The sequence below is a fragment of the Modestobacter sp. Leaf380 genome, assembly GCF_001424485.1.
GTDB lineage: Bacteria > Actinomycetota > Actinomycetes > Mycobacteriales > Geodermatophilaceae > Klenkia.
The window spans coordinates 362,923-387,983 of record NZ_LMQC01000012.1; the positions used below are offsets into that span (position 1 = coordinate 362,923).

At 76.0% G+C, this 25,061-nt stretch carries 22 protein-coding genes; 9 read left to right on the forward strand and 13 right to left on the reverse strand.

Features of this window, described 5'->3' with window-relative positions; translation table 11 throughout:
- Positions 1–28: 28 nt before the first annotated feature.
- The 3 genes from ASG41_RS09775 to pdxH form a co-directional block, all read right to left on the reverse strand.
- A complete protein-coding gene (locus ASG41_RS09775; RefSeq protein ID WP_056293243.1) occupies positions 29–232 on the reverse strand; it encodes a hypothetical protein in 204 nt (67 codons plus the stop codon).
- A 96-nt stretch (positions 233–328) separates the two neighbouring features.
- A complete protein-coding gene (locus ASG41_RS09780) occupies positions 329–1,636 on the reverse strand; it encodes an MFS transporter (protein WP_056293246.1) in 1,308 nt (435 codons plus the stop codon).
- Complete coding sequence (gene pdxH / locus ASG41_RS09785; protein ID WP_056293249.1) at positions 1,633–2,283, reverse strand: pyridoxamine 5'-phosphate oxidase; 651 nt, start codon at positions 2,281–2,283, stop codon at positions 1,633–1,635. The genes ASG41_RS09780 and pdxH overlap by 4 nt, the downstream gene beginning before the upstream one ends.
- A 163-nt stretch (positions 2,284–2,446) precedes the next feature.
- Here pdxH and ASG41_RS09790 point away from each other — a divergent pair, with 163 nt between their 5' ends.
- Together ASG41_RS09790 and serC are read left to right on the forward strand one after the other, a co-directional pair.
- Complete coding sequence (locus ASG41_RS09790; RefSeq protein ID WP_056293250.1) at positions 2,447–3,571, forward strand: citrate synthase 2; 1,125 nt, start codon at positions 2,447–2,449, stop codon at positions 3,569–3,571.
- A gap of 90 nt (positions 3,572–3,661) precedes the next feature.
- Positions 3,662–4,777 carry a phosphoserine transaminase gene (gene serC, locus ASG41_RS09795; protein WP_056293253.1) on the forward strand — a complete coding sequence of 372 codons (1,116 nt, stop codon included), beginning with the start codon at positions 3,662–3,664 and terminating at the stop codon, positions 4,775–4,777.
- Positions 4,778–4,813: 36 nt separating this feature from the next.
- On the opposite strand, the gene ASG41_RS09800 is transcribed toward serC, so the two are convergent.
- The 3 genes from ASG41_RS09800 to ASG41_RS09810 form a co-directional block, all read right to left on the reverse strand.
- Positions 4,814–6,292, reverse strand: a complete 1,479-nt coding sequence (locus tag ASG41_RS09800; RefSeq protein ID WP_056293256.1) for a circularly permuted type 2 ATP-grasp protein — start codon at positions 6,290–6,292, stop codon at positions 4,814–4,816.
- A gap of 7 nt (positions 6,293–6,299) precedes the next feature.
- Entirely contained in the window at positions 6,300–8,171 is a 1,872-nt protein-coding gene (locus tag ASG41_RS09805) for a prolyl oligopeptidase family serine peptidase (RefSeq protein ID WP_056293259.1), read from the reverse strand.
- A 114-nt stretch (positions 8,172–8,285) separates the two neighbouring features.
- Positions 8,286–10,070: an N-acetylglutaminylglutamine amidotransferase gene (locus ASG41_RS09810; RefSeq protein WP_056293262.1), complete on the reverse strand. Its 1,785-nt coding sequence runs from the start codon at positions 10,068–10,070 to the stop codon at positions 8,286–8,288.
- A gap of 249 nt (positions 10,071–10,319) precedes the next feature.
- Between ASG41_RS09810 and sepH the strand changes: the two genes are divergently transcribed.
- Both sepH and ASG41_RS09820 read left to right on the forward strand, forming a co-directional pair.
- On the forward strand, positions 10,320–11,264 hold the full coding sequence (gene sepH / locus ASG41_RS09815) for a septation protein SepH (protein WP_056293268.1): 945 nt from the start codon (positions 10,320–10,322) through the stop codon (positions 11,262–11,264).
- Between the two features lie 134 nt (positions 11,265–11,398).
- Positions 11,399–11,875: a general stress protein gene (locus tag ASG41_RS09820; protein WP_056294764.1), complete on the forward strand. Its 477-nt coding sequence runs from the start codon at positions 11,399–11,401 to the stop codon at positions 11,873–11,875.
- A 51-nt stretch (positions 11,876–11,926) separates the two neighbouring features.
- Here ASG41_RS09820 and ASG41_RS09825 read toward each other — a convergent pair whose 3' ends face one another.
- Entirely contained in the window at positions 11,927–12,139 is a 213-nt protein-coding gene (locus ASG41_RS09825) for a hypothetical protein (protein ID WP_056293271.1), read from the reverse strand.
- A gap of 17 nt (positions 12,140–12,156) precedes the next feature.
- On the reverse strand, positions 12,157–12,957 hold the full coding sequence (locus ASG41_RS09830; RefSeq protein ID WP_056293274.1) for an RNA methyltransferase: 801 nt from the start codon (positions 12,955–12,957) through the stop codon (positions 12,157–12,159).
- A gap of 70 nt (positions 12,958–13,027) precedes the next feature.
- Between ASG41_RS09830 and ASG41_RS09835 the strand changes: the two genes are divergently transcribed.
- Positions 13,028–13,990 carry an NAD(P)/FAD-dependent oxidoreductase gene (locus ASG41_RS09835; RefSeq protein ID WP_056293277.1) on the forward strand — a complete coding sequence of 321 codons (963 nt, stop codon included), beginning with the start codon at positions 13,028–13,030 and terminating at the stop codon, positions 13,988–13,990.
- A 14-nt stretch (positions 13,991–14,004) separates the two neighbouring features.
- Here ASG41_RS09835 and ASG41_RS09840 read toward each other — a convergent pair whose 3' ends face one another.
- The gene (locus tag ASG41_RS09840) at positions 14,005–16,647 is read right to left on the reverse strand and encodes a bifunctional diguanylate cyclase/phosphodiesterase (protein ID WP_056293281.1); all 2,643 of its coding nucleotides are present in this window, start codon (positions 16,645–16,647) and stop codon (positions 14,005–14,007) included.
- A 146-nt stretch (positions 16,648–16,793) separates the two neighbouring features.
- Here ASG41_RS09840 and ASG41_RS09845 point away from each other — a divergent pair, with 146 nt between their 5' ends.
- The 3 genes from ASG41_RS09845 to ASG41_RS09855 are packed head-to-tail and all read left to right on the forward strand — an operon-like array spanning position 16,794 to position 20,802.
- Positions 16,794–17,495: an ABC transporter ATP-binding protein gene (locus tag ASG41_RS09845; RefSeq protein WP_056293284.1), complete on the forward strand. Its 702-nt coding sequence runs from the start codon at positions 16,794–16,796 to the stop codon at positions 17,493–17,495.
- Positions 17,492–18,151, forward strand: coding sequence for an ABC transporter ATP-binding protein (locus tag ASG41_RS09850; protein ID WP_056293287.1), 660 nt, complete (start codon positions 17,492–17,494; stop codon positions 18,149–18,151). The genes ASG41_RS09845 and ASG41_RS09850 overlap by 4 nt, the downstream gene beginning before the upstream one ends.
- Positions 18,148–20,802: an FtsX-like permease family protein gene (locus ASG41_RS09855; protein WP_056293290.1), complete on the forward strand. Its 2,655-nt coding sequence runs from the start codon at positions 18,148–18,150 to the stop codon at positions 20,800–20,802. The genes ASG41_RS09850 and ASG41_RS09855 overlap by 4 nt, the downstream gene beginning before the upstream one ends.
- Before the next feature lie 3 nt (positions 20,803–20,805).
- On the opposite strand, the gene ASG41_RS09860 is transcribed toward ASG41_RS09855, so the two are convergent.
- A complete protein-coding gene (locus ASG41_RS09860; RefSeq protein ID WP_235564687.1) occupies positions 20,806–21,609 on the reverse strand; it encodes a thioesterase family protein in 804 nt (267 codons plus the stop codon).
- A gap of 27 nt (positions 21,610–21,636) precedes the next feature.
- On the opposite strand from ASG41_RS09860, the gene ASG41_RS09865 reads away from it, so the two are divergent.
- Complete coding sequence (locus tag ASG41_RS09865) at positions 21,637–22,605, forward strand: aldo/keto reductase (RefSeq protein WP_056293293.1); 969 nt, start codon at positions 21,637–21,639, stop codon at positions 22,603–22,605.
- On the opposite strand, the gene thpR is transcribed toward ASG41_RS09865, so the two are convergent.
- The 3 genes from thpR to ASG41_RS09880 are packed head-to-tail and all read right to left on the reverse strand — an operon-like array spanning position 22,593 to position 25,014.
- Positions 22,593–23,129: an RNA 2',3'-cyclic phosphodiesterase gene (thpR, locus tag ASG41_RS24730; RefSeq protein ID WP_162245547.1), complete on the reverse strand. Its 537-nt coding sequence runs from the start codon at positions 23,127–23,129 to the stop codon at positions 22,593–22,595. The genes ASG41_RS09865 and thpR overlap by 13 nt on opposite strands.
- A gap of 17 nt (positions 23,130–23,146) precedes the next feature.
- Complete coding sequence (locus ASG41_RS24735; protein WP_162245548.1) at positions 23,147–23,635, reverse strand: hypothetical protein; 489 nt, start codon at positions 23,633–23,635, stop codon at positions 23,147–23,149.
- Between the two features lie 38 nt (positions 23,636–23,673).
- The gene (locus ASG41_RS09880; protein ID WP_056293299.1) at positions 23,674–25,014 is read right to left on the reverse strand and encodes an MFS transporter; all 1,341 of its coding nucleotides are present in this window, start codon (positions 25,012–25,014) and stop codon (positions 23,674–23,676) included.
- Between the last annotated feature and the right edge of the window lie 47 nt (positions 25,015–25,061).

The window sequence follows — 25,061 nt, forward strand, 5'->3', positions numbered from 1 at the left end:
CCCTCCAGTGGGGAGGCAGCGCGACGGGTCAGTGCAGCGGCGGCGTGACGGTGCTGTCGCGCTCGGGCACGACCACCGCGAGGGGCTCGCCCCAGGGCAGGTCCGCGGTGGTGATCGGCCGCCCCGACCACGCCGACGGGTCGCGGGCGTCGGCCAGCCGCACGGCGGCACCGATCACCAGGGCGAGACCGAGACCACCCAGGAGCCAGGCGGTGAGAAAGAGGGTGACCACGAGACCACCATCGGCCGGCCGGGGCGGCGGGCACAGCCCCCGCCCGAGGGGCCCCCACCGAAAGGGTGATGACCGGCGGTGACCGACGGGCCCACCTCAGGTGTCCCGGGTGGCCTCCGCGGCCCGTGAGGCCCGGAAGAGCCAGAACGACGGCACCGCGACGGCGACCACCACCATCGCCACCACGATCAGCACACCCCCGGACACCATCGCCGCGGTGACGCCGAACCCGCTGGCGACCGCTCCGGCCCGCAGGTCGCCCAGCCGCGGCCCGCCGGCCACGACGACGATGAAGACGCCCTGCATGCGCCCGCGCATGTCGTCCGGGGCGGCCAGCTGCAGCATCGAGGAGCGCAGCACCGCCGACACCATGTCCCCGGCACCCGCGACGGCCAGGCAGAGCACGGCCACCCACAGCGACCCGGCGAACCCGAACCCGACGATCGCCACGCCCCAGACCGCGATGGCACCCAGCACGACGGCGCCCTGCCGGTCGACCCGGCTGACCCAGCCCGAGGTCAGGCCCATGACCAGCGAGCCGATGGAGATGCCGGCGAACAGCCAGCCCAGGGAGTTGGCGTTGTCGCTGTAGGTGGTCTGGGACAGCTGCGGGAAGACCGCCTGCGGCCACGCGAAGAGCATCGCGATGACGTCGACGACCAACGTCATCAGCAGCACCGGCTGGGTGCGCAGGAACGCGAACCCCTCCCCCACGCCGCGCACGGCGGCCGACAGGCGCAGCTTCCCCACGACCCCCAGCGGGGGCAGCGGGGGCAGCCCGCGGACCAGCAGCACCGCGACGGCGAACCCGACCGCGTCGACGACGTAGGCCAGGAAGAGGTCGCCCAGCCCGATCAGCAGCCCGGCCAGCAGCGGGCCGGCGATGACGCCGATCTGGCGGACCGTCATCGCCAGCGCGTTGGCCGCGGGCACCGCCTCGGCGCCCACGATGGCCGGGATGGCGGCGCTGCGGGTGGGCTGGTTGACCGCGCTGAACGCCGAGACGAACGCGGTCAGCGTCCACAGCACCGCCAGCGAGTCCAGCCCGAGACCGGCCTGCACGGCCAGCAGGGCGCTGGCGGCCGCCGAGCCGACCGAGGTGACGAGCATCAGCCGGCGGCGGTCCATGGCGTCGGCGATGGCGCCCCCGAGCAGGCCGAAGACGACCAGCGGGACCAGCGCCACGATCGACGTCACGCCCACCATGAACGAGGAGCCGGTCAGGTCGTAGACCTGGTACGGGACGGCGACCAGCGTCATCTGCTGGCCGAGCATGGTGACGGTGATGCCGCCGAACAGCCGCCGGTAGGCCGGGTTGCGCAGGGGTGTGGTGTCGATGGCGAACCCCCGGCGCTTGCGCGCCGGGGTCTCCTCGGGGGCCGGCCCGTCGACGGGTGACGTCACGGGGCGAGCCGCCGGACCACCCAGCCACCCTCGGCGTCGTCCCGCTCGAAGCGGAGCCGGTCGTGCAGCCGGTCGTGCCCGCCCTGCCAGAACTCCACCGTCTGCGGCGTCACCCGGTAGCCGCCCCAGCTGGCCGGCCGGGGCAGCTTCCCCTCGGTCTGCTCGCCGAGCTCGTGGAAGGACCGGACCAGCTCCTCCCGGGAGTCCACGGTGGAGGACTGCACGGTGGCCGCGGCCGCCAGCTGGGCCCCCCGCGGCCGGGGGTCCCACAGCGCGTCGGAGCCGGCGTCGTCCAGGCGCTGCGCGGTGCCGGTGACCCGGACCTGGCGCTGGAGTGCGTGCCAGGGGAAGACCAGGGCCACCCGGTCGTCCAGGGCCAGCTGGGCGCCCTTCGCCGAAGCCGCGTTGGTGACGAACACGAAGCCCTCGGCGTCCAGGCCCTTGAGCAGCACGACCCGGGCGTCGGGGGCGCCGTCGGGGTCGGCGGTGGCCAGCACCATCGCGTTGGGCTCGACCAGCTCGGCGGCCACGGCGTCGTCGAACCAGCGCTGGAACTGCTCGAGCCAGGTGGGCGCGAGGGTGTCCTCGGAGAAGGAGCCCTCGTCGTAGTCGCGGCGCATGGTCGTCAGGTCGGGCACGACGGCCATCGTCCCACCCCGCAACCACCCCACCCGGGCACTGTGACCGTCGTCGCATCTCCCGCTGGGCGGGACGGTCCGGGTGAGCCGGTCCCCCGGTGACGGCCTATGTTCTCGACAGCCGTGCGCTCGTAGACAGCGCGCGGGTCCCGCGCGCAGAGGAGCATGCAGGATGGCGGACGACTTCGTACCCGGCCTCGAGGGCGTCATCGCCTTCGAGACCACCATCGCCGAGCCGGACAAGGACGGCGGGTCGCTCCGCTACCGCGGCGTCGACATCGAGGACCTCGTCGGCAAGGTGACGTTCGGCGACGTCTTCGGCCTCCTGGTCGACGGCCGCTTCGGCCAGGGCCTCCCGCCCGCCGAGCCCTTCCCGATCCCGGTGCACACCGGCGACGTACGGGTCGACGTGCAGGCGGCGCTGGCGATGCTGACCCCGATCTGGGGCTACCGCCCGCTGCTGGACATCACCGACACCGAGGCCCGCGACGAGCTGGCCCGCGCCGCGGTCATGGCGCTGTCCTACGTGGCGCAGTCCGCCCGCGGCATCGGGGTCCCGGCCGTGCCGCAGCGGCGCGTCGACGAGGCCTCGACGATCGTCGAGCGCTTCATGGTGCGCTGGCGCGGCGAGCCCGACCCCCGGCACGTCGCCGCGGTCGACGCCTACTGGACCTCGGCCGCCGAGCACGGCATGAACGCCTCCACCTTCACCGCCCGGGTCATCGCCTCCACCGGCGCGGACGTCGCGGCGTCGCTGTCCGGCGCGATCGGCGCGATGAGCGGCCCGCTGCACGGCGGAGCCCCCTCCCGCGTGCTGCACATGCTCGACGAGGTCGAGGGCACCGGCGACGCGGAGAAGTACGTCAAGGACCTGCTCGACCGCAAGGAGCGGTTGATGGGCTTCGGCCACCGGGTCTACCGCGCCGAGGACCCCCGCGCCCGCGTGCTGCGCCGCGCCGCCAAGGAGCTCGCCGCCCCCCGCTTCGACGCCGCTCTCGCCCTGGAGAACGCTGCGCTGAAGGAACTCCGCGAGCGTCGTCCCGACCGTCCGGTCGAGACCAACGTCGAGTTCTGGGCCGCGATCGTGCTGGACTTCGCCGAGGTGCCCAGCCACATGTTCACCTCGATGTTCACCTGCGCCCGCACCGCGGGATGGAGCGCGCACATCCTGGAGCAGAAGCAGACCGGCCGGCTCGTCCGCCCGTCCGCCCGCTACATCGGCCCCGACCCGCGCAAGCCCGAGGACGTCGAGGGCTGGGACACGGTGAAGACCAAGGAGATCAGCGAGCCCGCCTGAGGCGGACCGCTCCCCGCACCACCGACGGCCCGGCGCACACCCTGCGACCGGGCCGTCGTCCCGCCCGCCCCCACCACCCGAGGACCCCAGATGAGCATCACCATCCCGACCGAGCTGCTCCCCGCCGACGGCCGCTTCGGCTGCGGTCCCTCCAAGGTGCGTCCCGAGGCGCTGGCGGCGCTGGCCTCCTCCGGGGTCGACCTGATGGGCACCTCGCACCGGCAGGCCCCGGTCAAGGGCCTGGTGAAGCGGGTCCGCGAGGGACTGGCCCAGCTCTTCGACCTGCCCGAGGGCTACGAGGTGGTGCTGGGCAACGGCGGCACCACGGCGTTCTGGGACGCCGCGACCATCGGCCTGGTGCGCGACCGGGCTGCCTTCGGCACCTACGGCGAGTTCTCCGCCAAGTTCGCCTCCGGCGTGGCCGACGCCCCGTTCCTGGCCGACCCGGTGGTCACCAAGGCCGCCCCCGGCTCGCTGGCCCTGCCCACCGCGGTGGCCGGCGTCGACGTCTACGGGTGGGCGCACAACGAGACCTCCACCGGCGTGATGGCCCCGGTCCGTCGCCCCGAGGGCGCCGACGAGGACGCCCTCGTCCTGGTCGACGCCACCTCCGGCGCCGGCGGCCTGCCCGTCGACGTGCTGGAGACCGACGCCTACTACTTCGCCCCGCAGAAGTGCTTCGGTTCCGACGGCGGCCTGTGGCTGGCCCTGATGAGCCCCAAGGCACTCGAACGGGTCGCCGAGATCAAGGCCTCCGACCGCTGGATCCCGGGCTTCCTGGACCTCTCGATCGCCGTGGACAACTCCACCAAGGACCAGACCTACAACACCCCCGCGGTGGCCACGCTCTTCCTGCTGGCCGAGCAGGTCGACTGGCTGAACTCCCTCGGCGGGCTCTCCGGTGCGGTCGCCCGCACCCGGGACTCCTCGTCGCGGCTCTACGACTGGGCGCAGGCCTCGGAGTTCGCGACGCCGTTCGTGCAGGAGGAGGCCGAGCGCTCCTACGTGGTGGCCACCATCGACTTCGACGAGTCCGTGGACGCCTCGCAGATCGCCGCGACGCTGCGCGCGCACGGCGTCGTGGACACCGAGCCCTACCGCAAGCTGGGCCGCAACCAGCTGCGGGTGGGCTGCTTCCCCGCCGTGGACCCCGACGACGTCAGCGCGCTGACGGCCTGCATCGACCACGTCGTCGCGGCGCTGTAGCGGGTGTGGGGGCGCACCCGCGCCCCCACACCCCGCTCACGGCAGCAGCCAGGTGTCCTTGCTGCCGCCGCCGCGGCTGGAGTTGACCAGCAGGGAGCCCTCCTCGAGGGCCACCCGGGTCAGCGGTGCGGGCACCACGCGGGTCGTGGACCCGGCCACGGCGAAGACCCGCAGGTCCGCCCGCCGGGGGACGACGACGCCCTCCACCAGGGTGGGCACCGTCGAGAAGTCCACCGGCTCCTGGGCGACGAACCGGTGCGGGGTCGCCGCCACCTCGGCAGCCAGCGCGGCGAGCTCGGCCGCGGAGCAGGTGGGGCCGAAGACGACTCCCTGCCCGCCGTACCCGTCGACGGGCTTGACGACCAGCTCGTGCAGCCGGTCGCGGACCGCGGCGTGGTCACCGGGGTCGGCCAGCACCCAGGTGGGCACGGTGTCCAGCACCGGCTCCTCCCCCAGGTAGAACCGGATCATCGCCGGGACGTGGCAGTAGGTGGCCTTGTCGTCGGCGACGCCGTTGCCGGGCACGTTGGCCAGGGCCAGCCGTCCGGCGCGCACGGCCTCGCCGAGCAGCACGTCCAGCGGGGTGCCCGTGGGGTTGAGGTGGGCGGCGAGCTCGTCCTCGTCGAAGCGCCGGTAGAGCACGTCGACCGGCACCCGCTCGCCGTCGACCTCCACGGCCACACCGCCGGCCGGGGTGGCCCACAGGGTGTCGGGGGTGGCGATGGGGACGCCCATGGCCTCGGCGAGCAGCCGGTGCTCGAACCAGGCGGTGTTCACCGGGCCGTCGGTGAGCAGCGCGACCTGCGGGGTGCCGGTGCAGGCGGGCGGGGCCGCATCGGCGAGCGCGGCGTGCAGCACGGCGACGGCCTCGTGCGGCTCGGGCAGCGACATCCCGTCGAACAGCTGGGGCAACGCGGTGCGGCTGGAGTCCCGGTTGACGATGGCGTAGCCCAGCCCGGAGGGCACCCGCAGGTTGTCCTCCAGCACGACCCACCCGTCGCGGCCGTGCAGCAGGTCCAGCCCCGCGACGGTGACCCGCTGCTGGCCGGGGACGGCCAGGGAGGCGGCCGCGGCGCGGTAGCCGGGGCTGCGGGTGACCAGCCACTCGGGGACGACGCCGGCCTGCACCGCCTCGGGGCGGGTGTCCCGGGTGTCACCGCGCCGGCGCCCGACCGGGCGGTAGGCGTCGGCGAGGAAGGCGTTGAGCGCGCGGGTGCGCTGCTCGACGCCACGGCTCAGGTGCGCCCAGTCCGTGCCGGTCACCACCCGGGGCAACGGGTCCATCGGGAACGGCAGCTCCTGCAGCTCGCCGTCGACGAAGGTGCCGAAGACGACGCCGCGGGCCCGGCGCTCGCGGCCCATCTCGCCGACCACCGAGGCCAGTCCGACGCCGCCGAGCTCCTCCAGGGCCGGGGCGACCGGGGCGTACCCCTCGTGCAGCGTGCCGTCGGGGCCGACCGCCTCGTCGACGGCCGATCCCGGGTAGCGCTCGAAGACGCCGGTCGCCTCGGTCATGTGTCCCTCACAGCCAGCGGTCGAACCAGGCGGTGATCCGCTCGGTCAGCGTCACCAGGTTCTCCCGGCCCACGACGGTGTGGCCCTCACCGGGCAGCAGCAGCAGCTCGGCGGGGGCGCCGAGGGCCGTCAGCGCCTGGTGGGCCTGCACGGACTCCGCGACGGGCACGTTGGTGTCCCGGTCACCGTGCGCCAGCAGGACCGGGGAACGCAAGCGCTCCAGCGAGGTCATCGGGCTGATCGTGGCGAGCATCTCCCGGTCGGCCACCGGGTCGCCGTACTCGGTCACCGACGCCGCGGCCATCCACGGCTCGGTGCCGGCGAAGAAGCTGCGCAGGTCGCTCATCCCGGCCAGGGACACCCCGGCGGCGAAGAGCTCCGGCCACCGGGTCAGCGCGACCAGGCTCAGGTAGCCCCCGTAGGACCACCCGTGCGCACCCACGGCCCCGGGGACGGCGATGCCGGCCCGGACCAGGTGCTCGACGGTGGCGGGGACGTCGGCGAAGGAGGCCTCGCGGGCGTCGACGTCGTCGGCGGCCATGAACGCCCCGCCCCGCCCCCCGGACCCGCGCACGTTGGGGGCGAAGACGGTCAGCCCGGCGGCGACCAGCGCCTGGGCCACCGGGGACCAGGCCGGGCGCTCCTGGCCCTCGGGGCCGCCGTGGAAGCTGACCACCGTGCGGTTGGGTCCGTGCACGTCGGGCGGGGTGTAGAGCCAGCCCTCCAGCGCCAGGCCGTCGGTGGCGCGGTAGCGGTGCCGGACCGGGGTGACCAGCAGGTCCGGGTTGGGCAGCCGCGGGCTGGACGGGAGCGGCCTCGGGGCGGTGGCCCGCTCGTCCAGGGAGACCAGGTGCAGCGCGCGGGGGGCGCCCGGGCCGGTCAGCTCGGCGACCAGCGAGGTGCCGTCGGCGGCCAGCGACCAGCCCGGCATGACCGGCAGCGGCAGCGGCACCGCCCGGACCAGGGACCCGTCGGAGACCCGGCGCAGTTCCAGCTCGGTGCAGCCCTCGGCGTTCCACAGGCAGAGCACGGTGCCGTCGGCCCGCACGGCGTAGCCGTCGAGGTCGGCGTCGGGACGGCGGACCAGCACCCGCGCCTCCCCCGGCACGGCGTCCGCGGACAGGTCGACCTGCAGCAACGCCGTGCGGTCCTCCCCGGGCGGCCCGGGCAGCGCCGCGCGCAGCCAGACCGACCGGCCCTCCGGGCCGAAACGGCCGTCCTCGCTGGCCTGCCCGCCGGCGTGCCGGAGCGGGACGACGCGGCGCTGCTCGCCGGTGGCGACGTCGATGACCACGACGTGCCGGTGCCCGCGCGGGCCGCGCCGGGCCAGCACGGTGCCCTCGTCCGGGGACACCGCGGTGACGGCGAGGAACCCGCCGGTGGCCAGCGTGCGGTGCGCCCCGGAGACGACGTCGACCAGCACGACGTCGGCACCGGGCCCGTCGGCGATCGTGCACACGTAGTGGCCGGGTCGGCCGGTCCAGCCCCCGGCGAACACGGTGACGCGGGGGTCCTCACCGGCGACCAGCCGGGCGTCGGAGCCGTCGGGGCGGACCACCCACAGCTGGGCGCAGATCGAGCCGCCGGGGCTCACCAGGTAGGCCAGCCACTCCCCGTCCGGGGACCAGGCGACAGAGACGACCTCCTGCTCGGGGCCCGACAGCACCAGCGGCGGGGTCTGCTGGTCCAGCGTGGCGACCTCGAGGCGGGGCCGGCCGGAGCGGTCGCTGACGAAGGCGACCCGGTCGCCGTCGGGTGCCAGCGCGGGGCACCAGGCGCCGGCGGCCGCGGCGATCTCGGTGACCGCGAGGCGGACGTCGGTGGTGAGGCCGTGCGGGTCGGAGCCGGCAGGGCGCAGGCCGGTGTCGGGGCGGGTCATGCCACCTCCTCGGGGGTCGTGGGCGTCAGTCCGGTTGCAGCGCGGTGGGGCGCCCCGCTGTTCCGCGGTCCGCCACCTTCTCCGTACCGGTGACCCGGGTCACCGGCGACACGCTCAGCGGATGCCGTGCCGCTGCAGCCAGAGCTCCAGCAACCCCACCTGCCACAGCTGGTTGCTGCCCAGCGTCGTGCGGGCGCCGTTGGGGTCGGCCAGCAGGCGCTCGGTGTGGTCGGTGCGGAACAGGCCGCGCTCGCGGGCCTCGGGGGCGTGCAGCGCGTCCCGGACCGAGGCCAGGTACTCGCCCTCCAGGTGGATGATCGCCGGCACCGGGAAGTAGCCCTTGGGCCGGTCGATGACGTGGGCGGGGACGACCTTGCGGGCGGCGTCCTTGAGGACGCCCTTGCCGCCGTGGGCCAGCTTCAGCTCCGGCGGGACGGCGGCGGCGAGCTCGACGAACTCGTGGTCCAGGAACGGCACCCGGGCCTCCAGCCCCCAGGCCATCGTCATGTTGTCCACCCGCTTCACCGGGTCGTCGACGAGCATGACCGTGGAGTCCAGGCGCAGCGCGCGGTCCAGGGTGGTGTCCGCGCCCGGGCGGGCGAAGTGGTCGGCCACGAAGGCCCGGCTGACGTCGTCGGTGACCAGCCAGCGGTCGGCCAGGATCCCGGCCAGCTCGGCGTGCGGGCGGTCGACGAACACCGAGGCGTACGCGTCGACGGCGCGGTCGCGGGGGACGCCGTCCAGCGGCGGGTACCAGTCGTAGCCGGCCAGCACCTCGTCGGCGCCCTGCCCGCTCTGCACGACCTTCACGTGCTGGCTGACCTGCTGGGAGAGCAGGTAGAAGGCGACGCAGTCGTGGCTGACCATCGGCTCGCTCATCGCCGCGATCGCGCCGTCCAGCCCGGCGTGCACGTCGCTGGAGGGCACCAGCAGCCGGTGGTGGTCGGTGCCGAATGTCTCCGCGACCACGTCGGAGTAGGCGAACTCGTCACCCTCGCGGCCACCGACGGCCTCGAAGCCGATGGAGAAGGTGGCCAGGTCGCGCTGGCCCTCCTCGGCCAGCAGCCCGACGATCAGGCTGGAGTCCAGCCCGCCGGACAGCAGCACCCCGACCGGGACGTCGGACACCATCCGCCGGCGGACGGCGACCCGCAGCTGCTCGAGCACCAGGTCCTGCCACTGCACGGGGTCCAGGTCGGCGAGGTCCGCGCGGCGCTCGTGGGTGGGCGCCCAGTAGGTCCAGTCGGACTCCCGGCCGTCGGCCTCGTAGGTGCGCACGGTGGCCGGGGGCAGCTTGCCGACGCCGGCCAGGATCGTCCGCGGGGCGGGCACCACGGAGTGGAAGGACATGTAGTGGTGCAGCGCGACCGGGTCGATCGAGGTGTCCACCCCGCCCGCGCGGACCAGCGCCGGCAGGCTGGAGGCGATCCGCACCCGGCCGGGCCCACGGCTGAGGTAGACCGGCTTGATGCCCAGCCGGTCCCGGGCCACGACGACCCGCCCCGACCCGCGCTCCACCACCACGAAGGCGAACATGCCGAGGAACCGCTCGACACAGGCCGCGCCCCACCGGTGGTAGGCCTTCAGCACCACCTCGGTGTCGCTGGTCGAGGCGAACCGGTAGCCCGCGGCGTGCAGCTCCTCGCGCAGCTCGCGGTAGTTGTAGACGATCCCGTTGAACACGACGGTCAGGCCCAGCTCGATGTCCACCATCGGCTGCGCGCCGGCGTCGGTGAGGTCGATGATCTTCAGTCGCCGGTGGCCCAGCGCGACCGGACCGGACTGCCAGACGCCGGACCCGTCGGGCCCACGGGGCGCCAGCTGGTCGCACATGGCGGCCACCGCCGCCACGTCGGCGACGCCTCCGTCGAACCGGACCTCGGCCGAGATGCCGCACACGAGCGCCTCCTCCCCGCCGGCCCGGGCCGGCGGTGTCGAACCGTCAGCCTGCCCGCTCCGTGTTGCCACGGCATGTCACGACCCCGCCCTGGTCGTCGCTCCCGGCGGTCCACCGGTGACCGTGCGCTGTGACGCCGGACCGGACAGGGCCGACCGGGCGTGTCTGCCCCGGGCCGTCCCCGGGCGCGGTTAGCCTCGGTCGAGGTCCCACGTCCGGGGCTCCCACCGGCTCCCCTGGAGGTCGCCAGAATGCGCACCCTGCGCCTCGTGGCGCTCTCCGACGACGGCCGGAGCCTGGTCCTCGCGGCCGACGTCCCGGACTCCATCGACAACGGCGAGCGGTTCCACGTCCCCATCGACGACCGGCTCAAGGCCGCCGTCCGCGGCGACGCCCAGCGGATGGGCCAGATCGAGCTCGACCGCGGGAACGTCCTCCCGCCGCGGGTCATCCAGGCCCGGATCCGGGCCGGCGAGACCCCCGAGCAGGTCGCGCACGCCTCCGGCACGTCGGTCGAGCGGATCATGCGCTTCGCCCACCCGGTCCTGCAGGAGCGGGAGCGGGTGGCCGAGCAGGCCCAGAACGCCCGGGTCCGGCTCTCCGAGGGCACCCCCAGCGTGGCGCTGGAGCAGTTCATGTCCGACCGGCTGCGACTGCTGGGCGCGGACCTGGACGCCGTCCGCTGGGACGCCCACCGCACCGAGGACGGCACCTGGCAGGTCCGGGCCGCCTGGCGCGCCGGGCACAAGTCGGGCACCACCAAGTGGAGCTACGACACGGTCACCCGCACCGTCACCCCGGTCGACGCGACCACGATGGACTTCGCCGAGGGCACCCGCCTGGTGCGCGTCGTCCCCGACGTCCCGGCCGGTCTGCCCGCACCGGTGCCGACGCCGACGCCGCGCCGGTCGATCAACGTCGTCCGGGCCGCCGTCCTGGACGACGAGGACGACGTCGACGACCTCGCCGGGGACCGGGCCGACGACGTCGACACCCGCACCGCGCAGGAGATCGACGACGAGGTCCGCAACGTCGTCCCCACCGACGGCAGCCCGGTCGACGTGCTGCTGTCCGGCGACGGCGGTCCCGAGCACGACACCGTGGTCTTCGAGCGGATGGAAGGCGAGAACGAGGACCCCCGCGCGGCCATCCCGGCCTGGGAGGACATCGTCTTCGGGGTTCGTCGGCACCGCTGAGGTCCCCTCTCCCCGGACCCCCACCGTGACGCGGACGACGTGTCCGACCTGCGCACGGGGGTACCCACGTGCCCGACGGGGTCCCCGGTGCCTCCCCCGGCGCCGCTCCGTCCGCACACGGAACGGAGAACCCCATGTCCGCATCGGTCTCGATGCCCATCGGCGGGGTGCAGGTCGGCGTCTACGACGACTACACCCAGGCCCAGCGGGCCGTCGACTTCCTCTCCGACGAGCAGTTCCCGGTGGAGAACGTGCAGATCGTCGGCAGTGACCTCCGCTCGGTCGAGCAGGTCGTCGGGCGGCTGACCTTCGCCCGCGCCGCGATGGCCGGTGCCGCGTCGGGTGCCTGGTTCGGTCTCTTCGTCGGGCTGCTGCTGGGCATCTTCGCCCCCGACGGCAGCTCCTGGGTCAGCTCGGTGCTCACCGGCCTGGTGATCGGGCTGGTCTTCGGTGCGCTGTTCGGCCTGGCCGGCTTCGCCGCCACCCGGGGCCGCCGGGACTTCGCGACCAGCGGCCGGCAGATCGTCGCCGGCCGCTACGAGGTGCTGTGCAACCCGCAGTTCGCCGAGCAGGCGCGCGCCCACCTCGCCCGGCTCTCGCTGCGCGGCTGACCCCCGTCGACCACCGCCGGGGCCCCCGGGGCCCGGCGGTGGTCGGGTGGGTCAGTTCCCGCTGCCGCCGCCCCAGCCGTTCGGGTGCGACCCCGGGCTGCTGCGGTAGGCCTCCGGGTCGCCCGTGACGGCGGTGCCACGGACGCCGTCGGACGCCCCGCCGTGCAGGGCCGCACCGCGCGCCCCGGCCCGGCGGTCGTGCACCAGCATCGCCACCAGGGCGGCCACCACGATCACGCCCACCACGATCCAGAAGGTCGTCATGGCCGGACGGTAGTCGGTCAGCGCAGCGTCGAGAAGGCGACGGCGGCCGCGGCCGCCACCCCGAGGGAGTCGACGCCCGACCGCATCGGGATCCGCGCGCGCACGTCGACCGCGGCCTGCGCCGCAGCGCTCAGACCGGGCCCCTCGGCACCCAGCAGCAGCGCCGTCCGCGGGTGCGCGGTGACGTCGATCGAGGCCAGGTCCACGGCGTCCGCGGCCGGCGTCATGGCCACGGTGGTGTACCCGGCGGACCGCACCCGCTCCAGGTCCCCCGGCCAGTCGCCCAGCACCCGGACCGGCAGGGTCAGCAGGTGGCCCATCGAGACCCGCACCGACCGCCGGTAGTACGGGTCGGCGCAGGTGGGGTCCAGCAGCAGCGCGTCGATGCCCAGCGCGACCGCGGACCGGCCGATCGAGCCGATGTTCTCGTGGTCGTTGAGACCCTCCAGCACGGCGATCCGCCGGGGCGCCGTCGGGTCCGGACCGGCCAGCAGCTCGTCCAGGTCGGGGGTCGCCGGACGCTCGGCCGAGGCCAGCACCCCGCGGGTGAGCCGGAAGCCCACGGTCTCCGACACCACCCACTTGTCCGCCTCGTAGGCGGGCACGTCGGCCGGCAGGTCGAGGGCGGCGAGCCGTCCGGGCACGCCGTAGACCGCCCGCAGGCGCAGTCCCGTGGTCAGCAGCCGCTCGACCGCGGTCACGCCCTCGACGACGACCGGACCGGTGCCCCGTTCGGTCCCCGGGCGCCGGTCACCGGCGTGCAGGTCGTGGAAGTCGGCGACCCGGGGGTCCCGCGGGTCGGTGATCAGCTCGGGCACGACGACCGATCATGCCCGGTCCCCCCACCGCCGCACTGCGGGCGGGCCGCCCAGCCAGCAGGATCAGGCGGTGAGCTCCCCCGGCACCACCGTCATCGGCTCCGGCATCGCCGGGGTCGCCTGCGCCCGAGCACTGTCCGACGCCGGCCTGCCCGTGCGGGTCCTGGACCGCGGACGTGCCCCCGGGGGACGGATGGCCGGGCGCACGCTGCACGGGCGCGTGGTGGACCTGGGCGCCTCGTACTTCACCGTCGGGCAGGACAGCCCCTTCGCACCCGTCGTCGAGGACTGGGTCGCCCGCGGCCTGGCCCGGGAGTGGACCGACACGTTCTCCGTGGTCGGGCCGGACGGTGTCACCGACACCAAGACCGGCCCGGTGCGCTACGGCGCCGCCGGTGGTCTCCGTTCCCTGGTCGTCGACCTGGCCCGGGGGCTGGACCTGGTGCAGCAGCGGACCGTCGAGCAGGTGCGCCTGGACGGCGGCCCGACCGTGGACGGCGAGCGGGCCGACGCCGTCGTCCTCGCCCTGCCCGACCCGCAGGCCCGCCGGCTGCTGGAGCCCGGCTCGGCGCCGGAGACCGTGCTGGACCCGCGGGGGTGGCAGCCGACGCTGGCCGTCGCCCTGGGCTGGTCCACCCGCCGCTGGGACGCCGACCTGCACGGCGCCTTCGTGCACGACGACCCGACGGTGGAGTGGCTGGCCGACGACGGCGACCGCCGCGGGGACGGCGCCGCGGTGCTCGTCGCGCACACCACCCCGGAGTTCGCCGCCCGGCACCTCGAGGAGCCGGCGCTGGCCGGGCCCGAGGTCGCCGAGACCGTCACCCGGCTGCTGGGCCTGGACGCCCCGCCGGACTGGACCCACGTGCACCGCTGGACCTTCGCCAAGCCGACGTCGCCGCGGGAGCAGGCGTTCTCGCTGGCCGACGGCATCGGGTCGTGCGGGGACGGCTGGTCGGCGCCCTCCAAGGTGGAGAGCGCCTGGACGTCGGGCCACGAGCTGGGCCGGGAGCTGGCCGCCCGACTGGGCTGAGCCGGACCCCGCGGCTACGGGGTCCAGCCAGCGACCACGGGGGCCCGTGGCGCCGTGCGGGCTGCGGGGACGACTGTCCCGGCCGCACCGGCGACCCGGGCGTCGGCGTCGGCGCGCTCGAGGGCGGCGGAGAAGAGCCAGCCCTGGGCCCACCGGCAGCCCTCCGAGCGCAGGTGGTCGCGCTGCTGCACGGTCTCCACCCCCTCGGCGACGACGTCCAGACCCATCACCCGGGCCAGCCCGAGCAGGCCCTCGACGATCCGCGGGGCCGGCCCGTCGGGCCCGATGCCGGAGACGAACGAGCGGTCGATCTTGAGCACGTCGACCGGGAACTGCCGGAGGTGGGTCAGCGAGGAGTAGCCCGTCCCGAAGTCGTCGACGGCCAGCCGGACGCCCAGCCGCCGCAGCCGCCCGAGGGCGAGGGCGGCCTGCTCGGTGTCGTCGACCAGGGCGGTCTCGGTCAGCTCCAGGCACAGCGCGGCGGGGTCCAGGCCGCTGTCGGCCAGGGCGGCGGCGACGTCGTCCACCAGGTGCGGGGAGCGCAGCTGGCGCACCGACAGGTTGACCGCCACCGTCGGTGCCGGTCCCGGTCCGGCGCCCCGCCACCCCGCGGCGGCCGCGCAGGCCTCCCGGAGCACCCACCGGCCGATGGTCTCGATCGCCCCGTTCTCCTCCGCGATGGGCACGAAGGTGGCCGGGGACACCTCGCCCAGCTCGGGGTGCGCCCAGCGCAACAGCGCCTCGAAGCCCTCCAGCGCCCCGCTGTCCAGGTGGACGACGGGCTGGTAGACCAGCCGGAACTGGCCCGCTGCGAGGGCCTCGGGCAGGTCGGCGACCAGCCGGGTGTGCTGCAGCAGCTCGGCGCGCATGCCCACCTCGAAGCGGACCACCCGCCCCTTGCCGGCGGCCTTGGCCCGGTAGAGCGCCGTGTCCGCGTCGCGCAGCAGGGTCGCCGCGGTGCAGGCCGCGTCCGGGTCGGCCACGACCAGCCCGGCGCTGGCCCCGACCCGGACCCGCCGGCCGGCGACCTCGTAGGGCCGGCAGAGCTCGCGCCGGATGCGCTCGGCGACCGCGTGGGGGTCCTCCGGGTCGCCACCGGGCTGCTGTTCCAGCAGGACGGCGAACTCGTCCCCGCCGAGCCGGGCCACCGTGTCCGCGGGGCGCACGTGCGCGGTGAGCCGGCCGGCGACCTGGCGCAGCAGCTCGTCCCCCGCCGGGTGGCCGTGGGTGTCGTTGACGCTCTTGAACCCGTCCAGGTCCAGGGAGAGGACCGCCGGGTCGGCACCGGTCCGCCCGGTGCGGGTCAGGGCGTGCCCGACCCGGTCGTCGAACAGGGCCCGGTTGGCCAGGCCGGTGAGCCCGTCGTGGAAGGCCTGGTGGGCCAGCTCCTCCTGGGCGCGGCGCCGGGTGCTGACGTCCTGCAGGGTGACCACCAGGCCGCCGACGTCGGTGGCCGAGGTGCGGTCGACGACGCGGACCTCCACCCAGGTGTCGGCCTCGGTGGTGCGGAGCTCGGCCTGGCAGACCCGCCCCGGGTGTGCCCGGGCCCGGTCCAGCAGCTCCTGCCGTCCGACCGGGTCGGCGGACCCGACCCCGGCCCACAACACCGACGGGGGCCGTTCGTCGACCCCGGTCAGCGGCACGCCCAGCGCGTCGACGACGACCAGGGCGTCGGCCGAGTCGGCGGCCAGGGCGGCGGCCCGCCGGGCGCGCCGCTCCAGGGCCTGGCGCAGCTCGCCCTGCTGGTGGGCCAGCCGGGCGGCCCGGGCGAAGGCCAGCACCAGCACCGCCACGGTGACGACCAGACCGGCGGTGGGGTCCACGTCGACGCCCCGGCTCCAGGAGACCAGCTCGACCAGACCGGGCAGGGCGAGCGGGAAGAGCGCCAGGGCGATCTGGGCACGGGAGACCGGGCGCTCGGGCCGGGCCGACGGCCGGGCCGGGGCCGGCCGCGCGCCCAGCGCCGCCCACAGCGACGCCGCCAGCGCCAGGGAGCCCAGCGACCACCCGGTGTCCAGCAGCAGGCTCTGCCCGGCGACCACCAGGTAGCCGAGGTCGGCGAGGAACCAGGTCACCGCCCCGGCCGCCACCCAGACGGCCTCCGCACGCAGCGCCGCCCGCACGAACCACGCCCGGACGACGAGGGCCAGCAGCCAGGCGTCGAGCACCGGGTAGGCGGCCCAGACGGTGCGGACCAGCGGGGGCAGGCTGTCGTCGCCCAGGGTGTCGGCGAGCACCAGCACCCACTCCAGGTAGACCACGACCAGGAAGACCGCGGCGGTGTCGACGAACCGGTCGAACGGCGACCCCCCGGGCACCCGGCCCAGCAGCTTGCGCAGGCCGATGCCCACGGCCACGTAGGAGGCCAGGTAGGCGGCGTCGGCGACCGACACGTCGACCTCGGGCAGCCCGGCCCAGGCGCGGACCTGCCAGACCACGTCGCCCACCGCGGACAGGGTCACCCCCGCGGCGGTCCACACCCCGGCCCGCCACCCACGCAGCACCGCCGTCCAGGCCAGCACGGCCGCCCCGACGACCACGGTCAGGTAGCCGAGGGGGGCCAGCTGACCGCCGGGCAGCAGCACGCGGCCGACCGCGAGGACCGCGAGCAGCACGAACACCGCCCGGACGGCGGTGTGACGGGACGGGAGGGACACGGTCGCTCCAGCGATCGGCGGCGGCGACCCGCGGGCTGGAGTCGGGTGACCATCGGCCGCCGCCCGGCCCGGCTGTGGTCCAGCGGCGGGCTCCTCACCCGCGCGGGTGGGCCTGCCCCAGGGCGGGCGGCCCTAGGCTGCCGACGATGGACGAGGCACCCGCGGCCGGCCCTGGGCGCCCCGGGGCGGCCGCGAGCTGCCACGAGGTGGTCAAGACCCACCACACGGCGACCGGGTCGGTCACCGCGCTGGACGGGGTCTCAGTGTCCCTCCCCCGGGGCCGGGTGACCGTCGTCGTCGGGCCGTCCGGGTCGGGCAAGTCCACCCTGCTGCGCCTGCTGGCCTGCCTGGACACCCCCGACTCCGGGCACGTCGAGGTCGGCGGACGACGGGTCGACGACCGGGGCGCCCGCGGCCGCCGGCTGCTGCGCCGCCAGCAGGTGTCCTACCTCTTCCAGCGCCCCGGGGAGAACCTGCTCCCCTACCTGGACGCGGTCGGCCAGGTCCGGCTGGCGGCCCGGCTGCGCGGCACCGCGACCACCGACGAGGAGGTGCTCGCGCTGCTGGACCGGCTGGGGCTGGCCGACCGGGCCGACCACACCCCGGGCCGGCTGTCGGGTGGGGAGCAGCAGCGCCTCGCCGTCGCCTGCGGGGTGGTGGGCTCCCCCGCCCTCGTCGTCGCCGACGAGCCGACCGCGGAGCTGGACACCGCGGCGGCCGAGCGGGTGCTGGCCGCGATGACCGACCTGGCCGCGGGTGGGGTGGGCTTCGTCGTCTCCAGCCACGACCCGCGGGTGCGGGCGGTGGCCGACGGGGTGCTGGCCCTGGACCACGGGCGGCTGGTGTGAGCGGGTTCGCCGCCCGCGGGCTGACCAAGCGGTTCCACCGCGGCGTCGAGACGGTGACCGCGCTGGCCGGGGTGGACCTCACCGTCGCCGCCGGGGAGCTCGTCGCCCTGGTCGGCCCGTCGGGGTCGGGGAAGTCCACCCTGCTGGCGCTGCTGTGCGGCTGGGAGACCCCCGACGAGGGCAGCCTGACCCTGGGCGGTCCGCTCACCGGCCGCCGTCCCGCCGACCTGGGGTGGCCCGAGCTGGCCCTCGTGCCCCAGGCCCTCGGGCTCGTCGCCGACCTGAGCATCGCCGACAACGTGCTGCTGCCCGCGCGGTTGCGCGGCCAGGACGAGACCGCGCGGGCCGGGCTGCTGCTCGCCGACTTCGGCTTGAGCCACCTGGCCGGGCGCTACCCGCAGCAGAGCTCGCTGGGCGAGCAGCAGCGGGCCGCCGTCGCCCGGGCCCTGCTGCTCCGGCCCGCCGTGCTGCTGGCCGACGAGCCGACCGCACACCAGGACCGCGGGCACGCCGACCAGCTCCTGGACGCCGTCGAGGCCGCCACCCGGGAGGGCTCAGCGGTGCTGTTGGCGACCCACGACGAGACCGCGTGGGCGCGCGCCGACCGGGTGCTGACGCTGCGCGACGGGCGCCTCACCGGCGGGCTGCCCTCGTGAGCCGACCGGCGCTGTGGCGGCTCGCCCCGTGGACCCGGGCGCCGCTGCTGGGGCTGCGGCAGCCGGCCGCCGTCCTCGCCGTGCTGGTGACGACGGCCGTGCTGGCGTGCGCGCTCGCCTCGGCGCCGCTCTTCCTGTCCTCCGCGAGGTCGGCGGCCCTGCAGCAGCAGCTGGCGGCCGGCTGCGCGGAGGCCGGTTGGGGCCAGACCGGCGTCGTCGTCCGGCTGCTGGACCAGAACGGCGACCCGACCGGTGTCGAGCCGGTCGGCGCCGGCACCGACCGGGCGCTGGCCGACGGCTGGGCGGACGTGGGCGCGGACGCGGCCGTCGCCGTCGCGATCACGGCCCCGGGACCGGTCACCACCTCCGGCGGGGGGAGGACGTCGCTGCCGGCCCGGGTCCTCTTCCGCACCGGGGCCCTGGACCACGTCCGCTGGGAGCAGGGCCCGGCGACCGGGACGGCAGGGGTGGCCGTCCCGGCCAGCTGGGCCGAGCCGGCCGGCCTCGCCCCGGGCGACACGCTCGGGCTGGGGGGCGCGACCGTGCCGGTCGTCGGCGTCTACACCGACCTCTTCGCCTACGACCCGGGCCCCACCTGGTGCGACTACCGCCCGCTGTTCGCCAACGACGCCAGCGCGGACACCCCGCCGCCGGCCCTGCTCCTGGCCTCCGACGCCGCCGTGGTGGACGCCGTCTCCCCCGGGACCGCGGCCACGGAGCTGCTCCGCCAGGTGCCGGTCGACGCAGCCGACACCTCGGTCAGCGACGCCACCGCCCTGCTCCGGGACCAGGCCCGCGCCCAGGCCGCCGCCCTGTCAGCGACCGGTGCCCCGGCCGACCTGGCCGTCCCCGGCACCCGGCTGGCCGAGGCGGTCGCCCGGGCCGAGCTCGTCGAGTCCGGGCTCCGCGGGCCGGTCGTCCCGGTCGCCGTCGCGGGGGCGCTGCTCGCCCTGGTCCTGGTCGCCGCCGCGGGCAGCTCCTGGGCCGACCGGCGGGCCACCGAGGTGCGGCTGCTGGCCGCGCGCGGGGTCGGCCCGGTACCGCTGGCCGGCAAGGCCGCGCTCGAGCTGGGGCTGCCCGCGCTCGCCGGTGCCGCGCTGGGCTGGGGCGCCGCCCGGCTGCTCGTCGCCGCACTCGGCCCCGCCGACGACCTCGACCCCGCCGCCACCACCACCGCGCTCGGGGCCGGGGCCGCGGCGTTCGTCGCCGGGCTCGCCGCGGCCGCCGCCGTCGCCGGGCTGCGGGCCCGCGGCACCGCGGAGCGTGCCCCGGGCAGCGCCCCCCACCGGCCCGCCCGGGTGCCCTGGGAGGTGGGCCTGCTGCTGGCCGCGGGCTGGTGCTGGGCGCTCCTGCAGGGCCGGGACGCCGTCGTCAGCGAGCGCGGCGTCGCCCAGGTCGACGGACTGCTCGTGGCGTTCCCGCTGCTGGGCGTCGCCGGCGCGGCCGTGCTGACGGCCCGGCTGCTCACCGCCCTGCTCCCCCGGCTGAGGCGGTGGGCCGCACGCCGGCGCCCCACGGTCTTCCTGGCGGTCAACCGGCTGGCCGCCGCCCGCGCGGCCACCGCGACCCTGCTGGTCGCCGTCACGCTGCCGGTGGCCGTGCTGGGGTACACAGCGACCCTGACCGCCGGCTCGCGGGCCACGCTGGAGGCGAAGGTCGGCGTCCAGATCGGCGCCGGCGCCGCGGTGCTCAGCGTCTCGCGGTTCGACCCCACCCCGGCCGTCACCGCCGCCGGCGCGTACGTCGTGCGGTACGGCAGCGCGAGCGTCACCGACCCCGAGGGCGGGCGCACCGACGTCCAGGTGCTCGCCGTCGACCCCGACGACCTCGCCGGCACCGCCGCCTGGGTGGACTCCTTCGCCGACGAGCCGCTGCCCGACCTGCTGGCCCGGCTGGAGGGCCCCGACGTGGACGGGCGGCTCCCCGTGGTCGCCGCCGGACTGCCCGCCGGCCCCGCGGACCTGCGACTGGGCAGCCTGCCCGTGCCCGCCCAGGTGGTCGGCACCGCCGACGTGCTGCCCGGACGGCGCACCGCGGCCCCGGTCGTCCTCGTGGACGCCGACCGGCTGCCCGAGGTCGACCGCACCGCCGGGGCCGACCGCACCGCCGAGCTGTGGACCGACGGTGAGACCGCCGCCGCGCAGGAGGCCCTCACCGCCGCCGGCAGCCAGCGCAACCGCACGATCGTGCCGGCCGACGTGCAGACCACGGCCGACTTCCTCGGCATCACCTGGACGTTCGGCTACCTGTCCGCACTGGCCGTCTTCGTCGGCGTCATCGCCCTGGGCGGGCTGCTGCTGTACCTGCAGGCCCGCAGCCGGGTGCGCGTGTCGGGCTACGTGATGGCCCGCCGGCTCGGGCTCACCCGGCGGACGCACCTGGCCTCGCTGGTCGTCGAGCTGGGCGGGGTCGCCGTGGCCGGCACCGTGGTGGGCGGGGTCCTGGCCGCCGGCGCCGTGGCGCTGGTGTACCGCCGGCTCGACGTCGACCTGCTGCGGCCGCCCACCCCGCTGCTGGACGTGCCGTGGACGGCGCTGGCCGCGACCGTCGTCCTCACGCCGGCCGCGGCGGTGCTGGCCGCGCTCTACGCCCAGCGTGCCGCCGACCGCGCCGACCCCGCCACCGTCCTGCGCGAGGACGCCTGGCTGTGATGTCTAGCGGGGGGCCCGGGCCAGCTGCCGGGACTGGGCGACCAGCCGGCCGGTGGAGTCCCAGATCCGGTAGTCCTCGTCCAGCCAGCCGCCGGCGATCTCGCTGGCCCGGGCCTCGACCAGGCACCAGCCCGGCGCGGGCAGCGCGCGGACCAGCACCTGCAGCTGCACCGTGGGAGCCCAGCCGAAGCGGCCGGTCGCCCAGGAGGTGGGCGGCAGGGCGTCGGCGAACGCGACCAGGCCCAGCGGGTCGGGCTCGCGGCCGTCGGCGAAGCGCAGCCACGCGCGGATGACCGGCTCCCCGGACGGCTCCCCCAGCGCCCACCCGGCCGTCACCGGGTCCAGCCGGGTCTCCACCCGCTGCGAGAGCCCGGGCACCTGGACACCGGGCGGAGCCACGTGGGCGTGCTCGGCGATGGAGGAGCAGTCCTCGACCGGGGTCGCCGCGGGCGGTGGCACCGAGTACGACGAGTCGCCGGGCACGAGCGTCGCCGTCGTCGCCTGGACCGAGACGGCCGGGCCACCGGAGTCGGACAGCACGACGGTGGCGTGCTGCAGCGTCCTGCCGCCGGGTCCCGGGGTGACCGACAGCTGCGCCGGACCGGCCGCAGCGGCCCGCAGGTAGCTGGCCGACAGCGCGACCGGGTGCTCGTGCGGGGAGGACTCGACGGCAGCCCGGGCGACGACGGAGAGCAGGTAGCCGCCGTTGAGCACCCCGCCCCCGACGTCCCAGCCGGCGTCCAGCGTGGCGGTGAAGCCGCCCTCGGCGGGGGTCAGCGCGGTGGCGGTCTCGAAGCTCTGCGACACGGGCCACAGGGTGCCAGGCTGGTCGTCATGGATCAGACACACCTGGGCCGCAGTGGTCTCTCGGTCTCCCGGCTCTGCCTGGGGACGATGAACTTCGGACCCGAGACCCCCGAGGACGACTCGCACGCGATCATGGACCGCGCCCACGCGGAGGGCGTCAACTTCTTCGACACCGCCAACGTCTACGGCTTCGCCGCCGGCAAGGGCCGCACCGAGGAGATCCTGGGCACCTGGTTCGCCCAAGGCGGGCAGCGCCGGGAGAAGACCGTGCTGGCCACCAAGGTCTACGGCTCGATGACCGACTGGCCCAACGACACGTTCCTGTCCGCCCGCAACCTCGTCCGGGCCTGCGACGCGTCCCTGCGGCGCATGCAGACCGACTGGATCGACCTCTACCAGTTCCACCACGTGGACCTGAGGACGCCGTGGGAGGAGATCTGGCAGGCCTGCGAGACCCTCGTCGCGCAGGGCAAGGTGCTCTACGTCGGGTCCTCCAACCACGCCGGCTGGCAGCTCGCCGCCGCCCAGGAGGCCGCCCGCAACCGGCACTTCACCGGCCTGGTCAGCGAGCAGTCGATCTACAACCTGCTGGTCCGCGACATCGAGCGCGAGGTGGTCCCGGCCGCCGAGCACTACGGCATCGGGATCATCCCGTGGAGCCCGCTGCAGGGCGGTCTGCTCGCCGGTGTCCTGGCGAAGCAGGAGGGCAACCGCCGGACCAGCGAGCGCAACCAGGCCCGCATCGAGGAGGTCCGCCCGCAGCTGCAGCGCTACGAGGACCTGTGCGGCGAGTGGGGCCTGTCCCCCGCCGACGTCGGCATCGCCTGGCTGCTCAGCCGGCCGGCGGTGACCGCGCCGATCATCGGGCCGCGGACGATGGAGCAGTTCGAGTCCTCGCTGTCCGCCGTCGAGATCACCCTGGACGACTCCCAGCTCGCCGCGCTCGACGAGGTGTTCCCGGGCCACCGGACGGCCCCGGAGGACTACGCCTGGTGAGCTGAGGGCCAGCCGGTGACGCGCTCGTGGGGACGGCCCGGCGGGGAGCGCCAGAGCACCACCTCGGTCACCGGCCAGGCCGGCCCGTGGTCACCGCCCAGGCGGTCGACCAGCTGCGGGTCGGCCTCGCCGGTCCCTGCCCAGCGGCCCAGCGTCAGGTGCGGGGCGTAGGGGCGCTCGTCCACCGGCACCCCGGCGTGCCGGGCGGCCGCGGCCAGCCGGTCGGCGACGACCGAGAGCCCATCGACGTCGCCGCCCACCCCGGCCCACAGCACCCGCGGCCGACGGCGCCCGAACCGGCCGGCACCGGTCAGCTGCACCGTCACCGGCGGCGCACCGGCCACCACCGGGCCCAGCGCGGACAGCAGCCCGGCCAGCCGGGACCCTGGGACGTCGCCGAGGAAGGCCAGCGTGACGTGCCAGCTCTCCGGCGCGGTCCAGCGCGGCGCCCCGGGCAGGTCGCGGACGTCGTCCACCGCGGCGCGCAGCGCGGTGACGACGGGGGGCGGCGGGCTGACCGCCACGAAGAGCTTGCCGGTGCTCAGCCGCGCGCTCCCGGGGGGCTGAGGACGAGGCCGGCGTCGACGAGGGCGGTGACCAGGCGCAGCCGCTCCAGCTCGCGCTCCTCGCCCGGCGCGCACCCGCGCAGCCGGTGGCCGACCTCCAGGGCGGCGGCGGCCTCGACGAGCACGTCGTCGTAGGCGGCCTGCAGGCCGGCCCGGTGCGCGGCCGGGGTGCCGGCGGAGACCAGGGCGATCTCCCGGCCGAGCCGCCGCAGGTCCAGCGCGACCGCCTGCAGGGGACGGCGCCGCGGCTCGGGGACGGCGTTCCCGACGGCGGACCGGGCCCGGGTCGGCCGCCGCCGGGGCGCCCGCAGCCGCAGCACGGGCGGACGCAGCACGGGCCGGCGCAGCTGACCGGTGAAGGCGCGCAGCGCGAGGTCCATCAGGGCCGCGCCGACCAGCACCATGGCGACGACGAGGCCCAGCTGCACGGGCCAGGAGCGGACCACGTCGGCGAGCGGGGGCACGCGCCGACGGTAGGCCCCGGTGACGGGGGCCACAAGCGTCACCGGGACCGTCCGACCTGCTCGCCCGGCGCCTCCGCATCGGCCTCGGAGACCACGCCGGCGACAGCCGGGCGGGCCGCGACGGCCTGCGCCGGGGCGGCCGGCAGCGGGTCGACGTGCAGGTGCACGCTGGGCGGTGCGACGTGCGCCTCGAGCCGGACGTGGCGGCCACGGGACAGCACCGCCCCGGCGACCACCGCGGCCACCACGACGACCACGCCCCCGGAGATCAGCCCCCACGGGGCGCCCAGGTGCTCGGAGACCCAGCCGATGGCCGGCGCACCGATCGGCGTCCCGCCCATGAAGCACATGAAGTACAGGGCCAGGATCCGGCCGCGGAACTGCGGTTCGACGCCGAGCTGGACGAAGGAGTTGCAGGCCACGCTGAACACCAGCGCGGCCGCACCGGTGGGCACCAGCAGCAGCGCGAACGACCAGTAGGTGGGCATCAGCCCGGCGACCACCAGCAGCACCCCGAAGGCGATCGCGGCCAGCAGCAGGAAGCGCTGCAGCGGGCGGCGGCTGCGCCGGGTGGACAGCAGCGCCCCGCTCAGCGAGCCGACGGCGTACATCGTCGACAGCAGCCCGAACGCCCCGGCGCCCAGGCCGAACACCTCGCGGGCCATCAGCGCGATGGTGATCTGGCTGTTGAACCCGAACGTGCCGACGACGAAGGCCAGCAGCATCGCCAGCTGCAGGTCCGGGTGCGCCCGGGTGTAGGCCAGGGCCTCCCGGAGCTGGCCGCGGGACCGGGCGACGGGCGGGCTGTGCTGCAGCTCGGCGTCGCGCATCAGCGACAGCGCCACGATGGTGGCCGCGAAGCTGGCCGCGTTGACGAAGAACGCCGGTGCGGTGTCCCCGCCGGAGACGGCGATCAGCCCGCCGGCGGCCGCCGGCCCGATCAGCCGGGCGCCGTTGAACACCGTCGAGTTCAGGCTCACCGCGTTGGCCAGGTTCGCCGGGCCCACCATCTCCGAGACGAACGCCTGCCGGGCCGGGGTGTCCAGCGCGCTGACCACCCCGAGCCCCAGGGCCAGGGCGAAGACGTGCCACAGCGCGATGCCACCGGTGGCCACCAGGACCGCCAGGCCCAGGGCCAGCACGCCCATCACCGCCTGGGTGGCCAGCAGCATCCGGCGCTTGTCGTACCGGTCGGCGAGCACCCCGCCGTAGAAGCTGAACACCAGGGTCGGCCCGAACTGCAGCGCGGTGATCGCGCCCAGCGCGACCCCGCTGCCGCCCGAGAGCTGCAGCACCAGCCAGTCCTGCCCGATGCGCTGCATCCAGGTCCCGGTCAGCGAGACCAGGTTGGCCGAGACGAAGAGCCGGAAGTTGTGCACCCGGAGGGCGCGGAACGCACCGGCCGGGCGGGCGCTGTCGGTGTCAG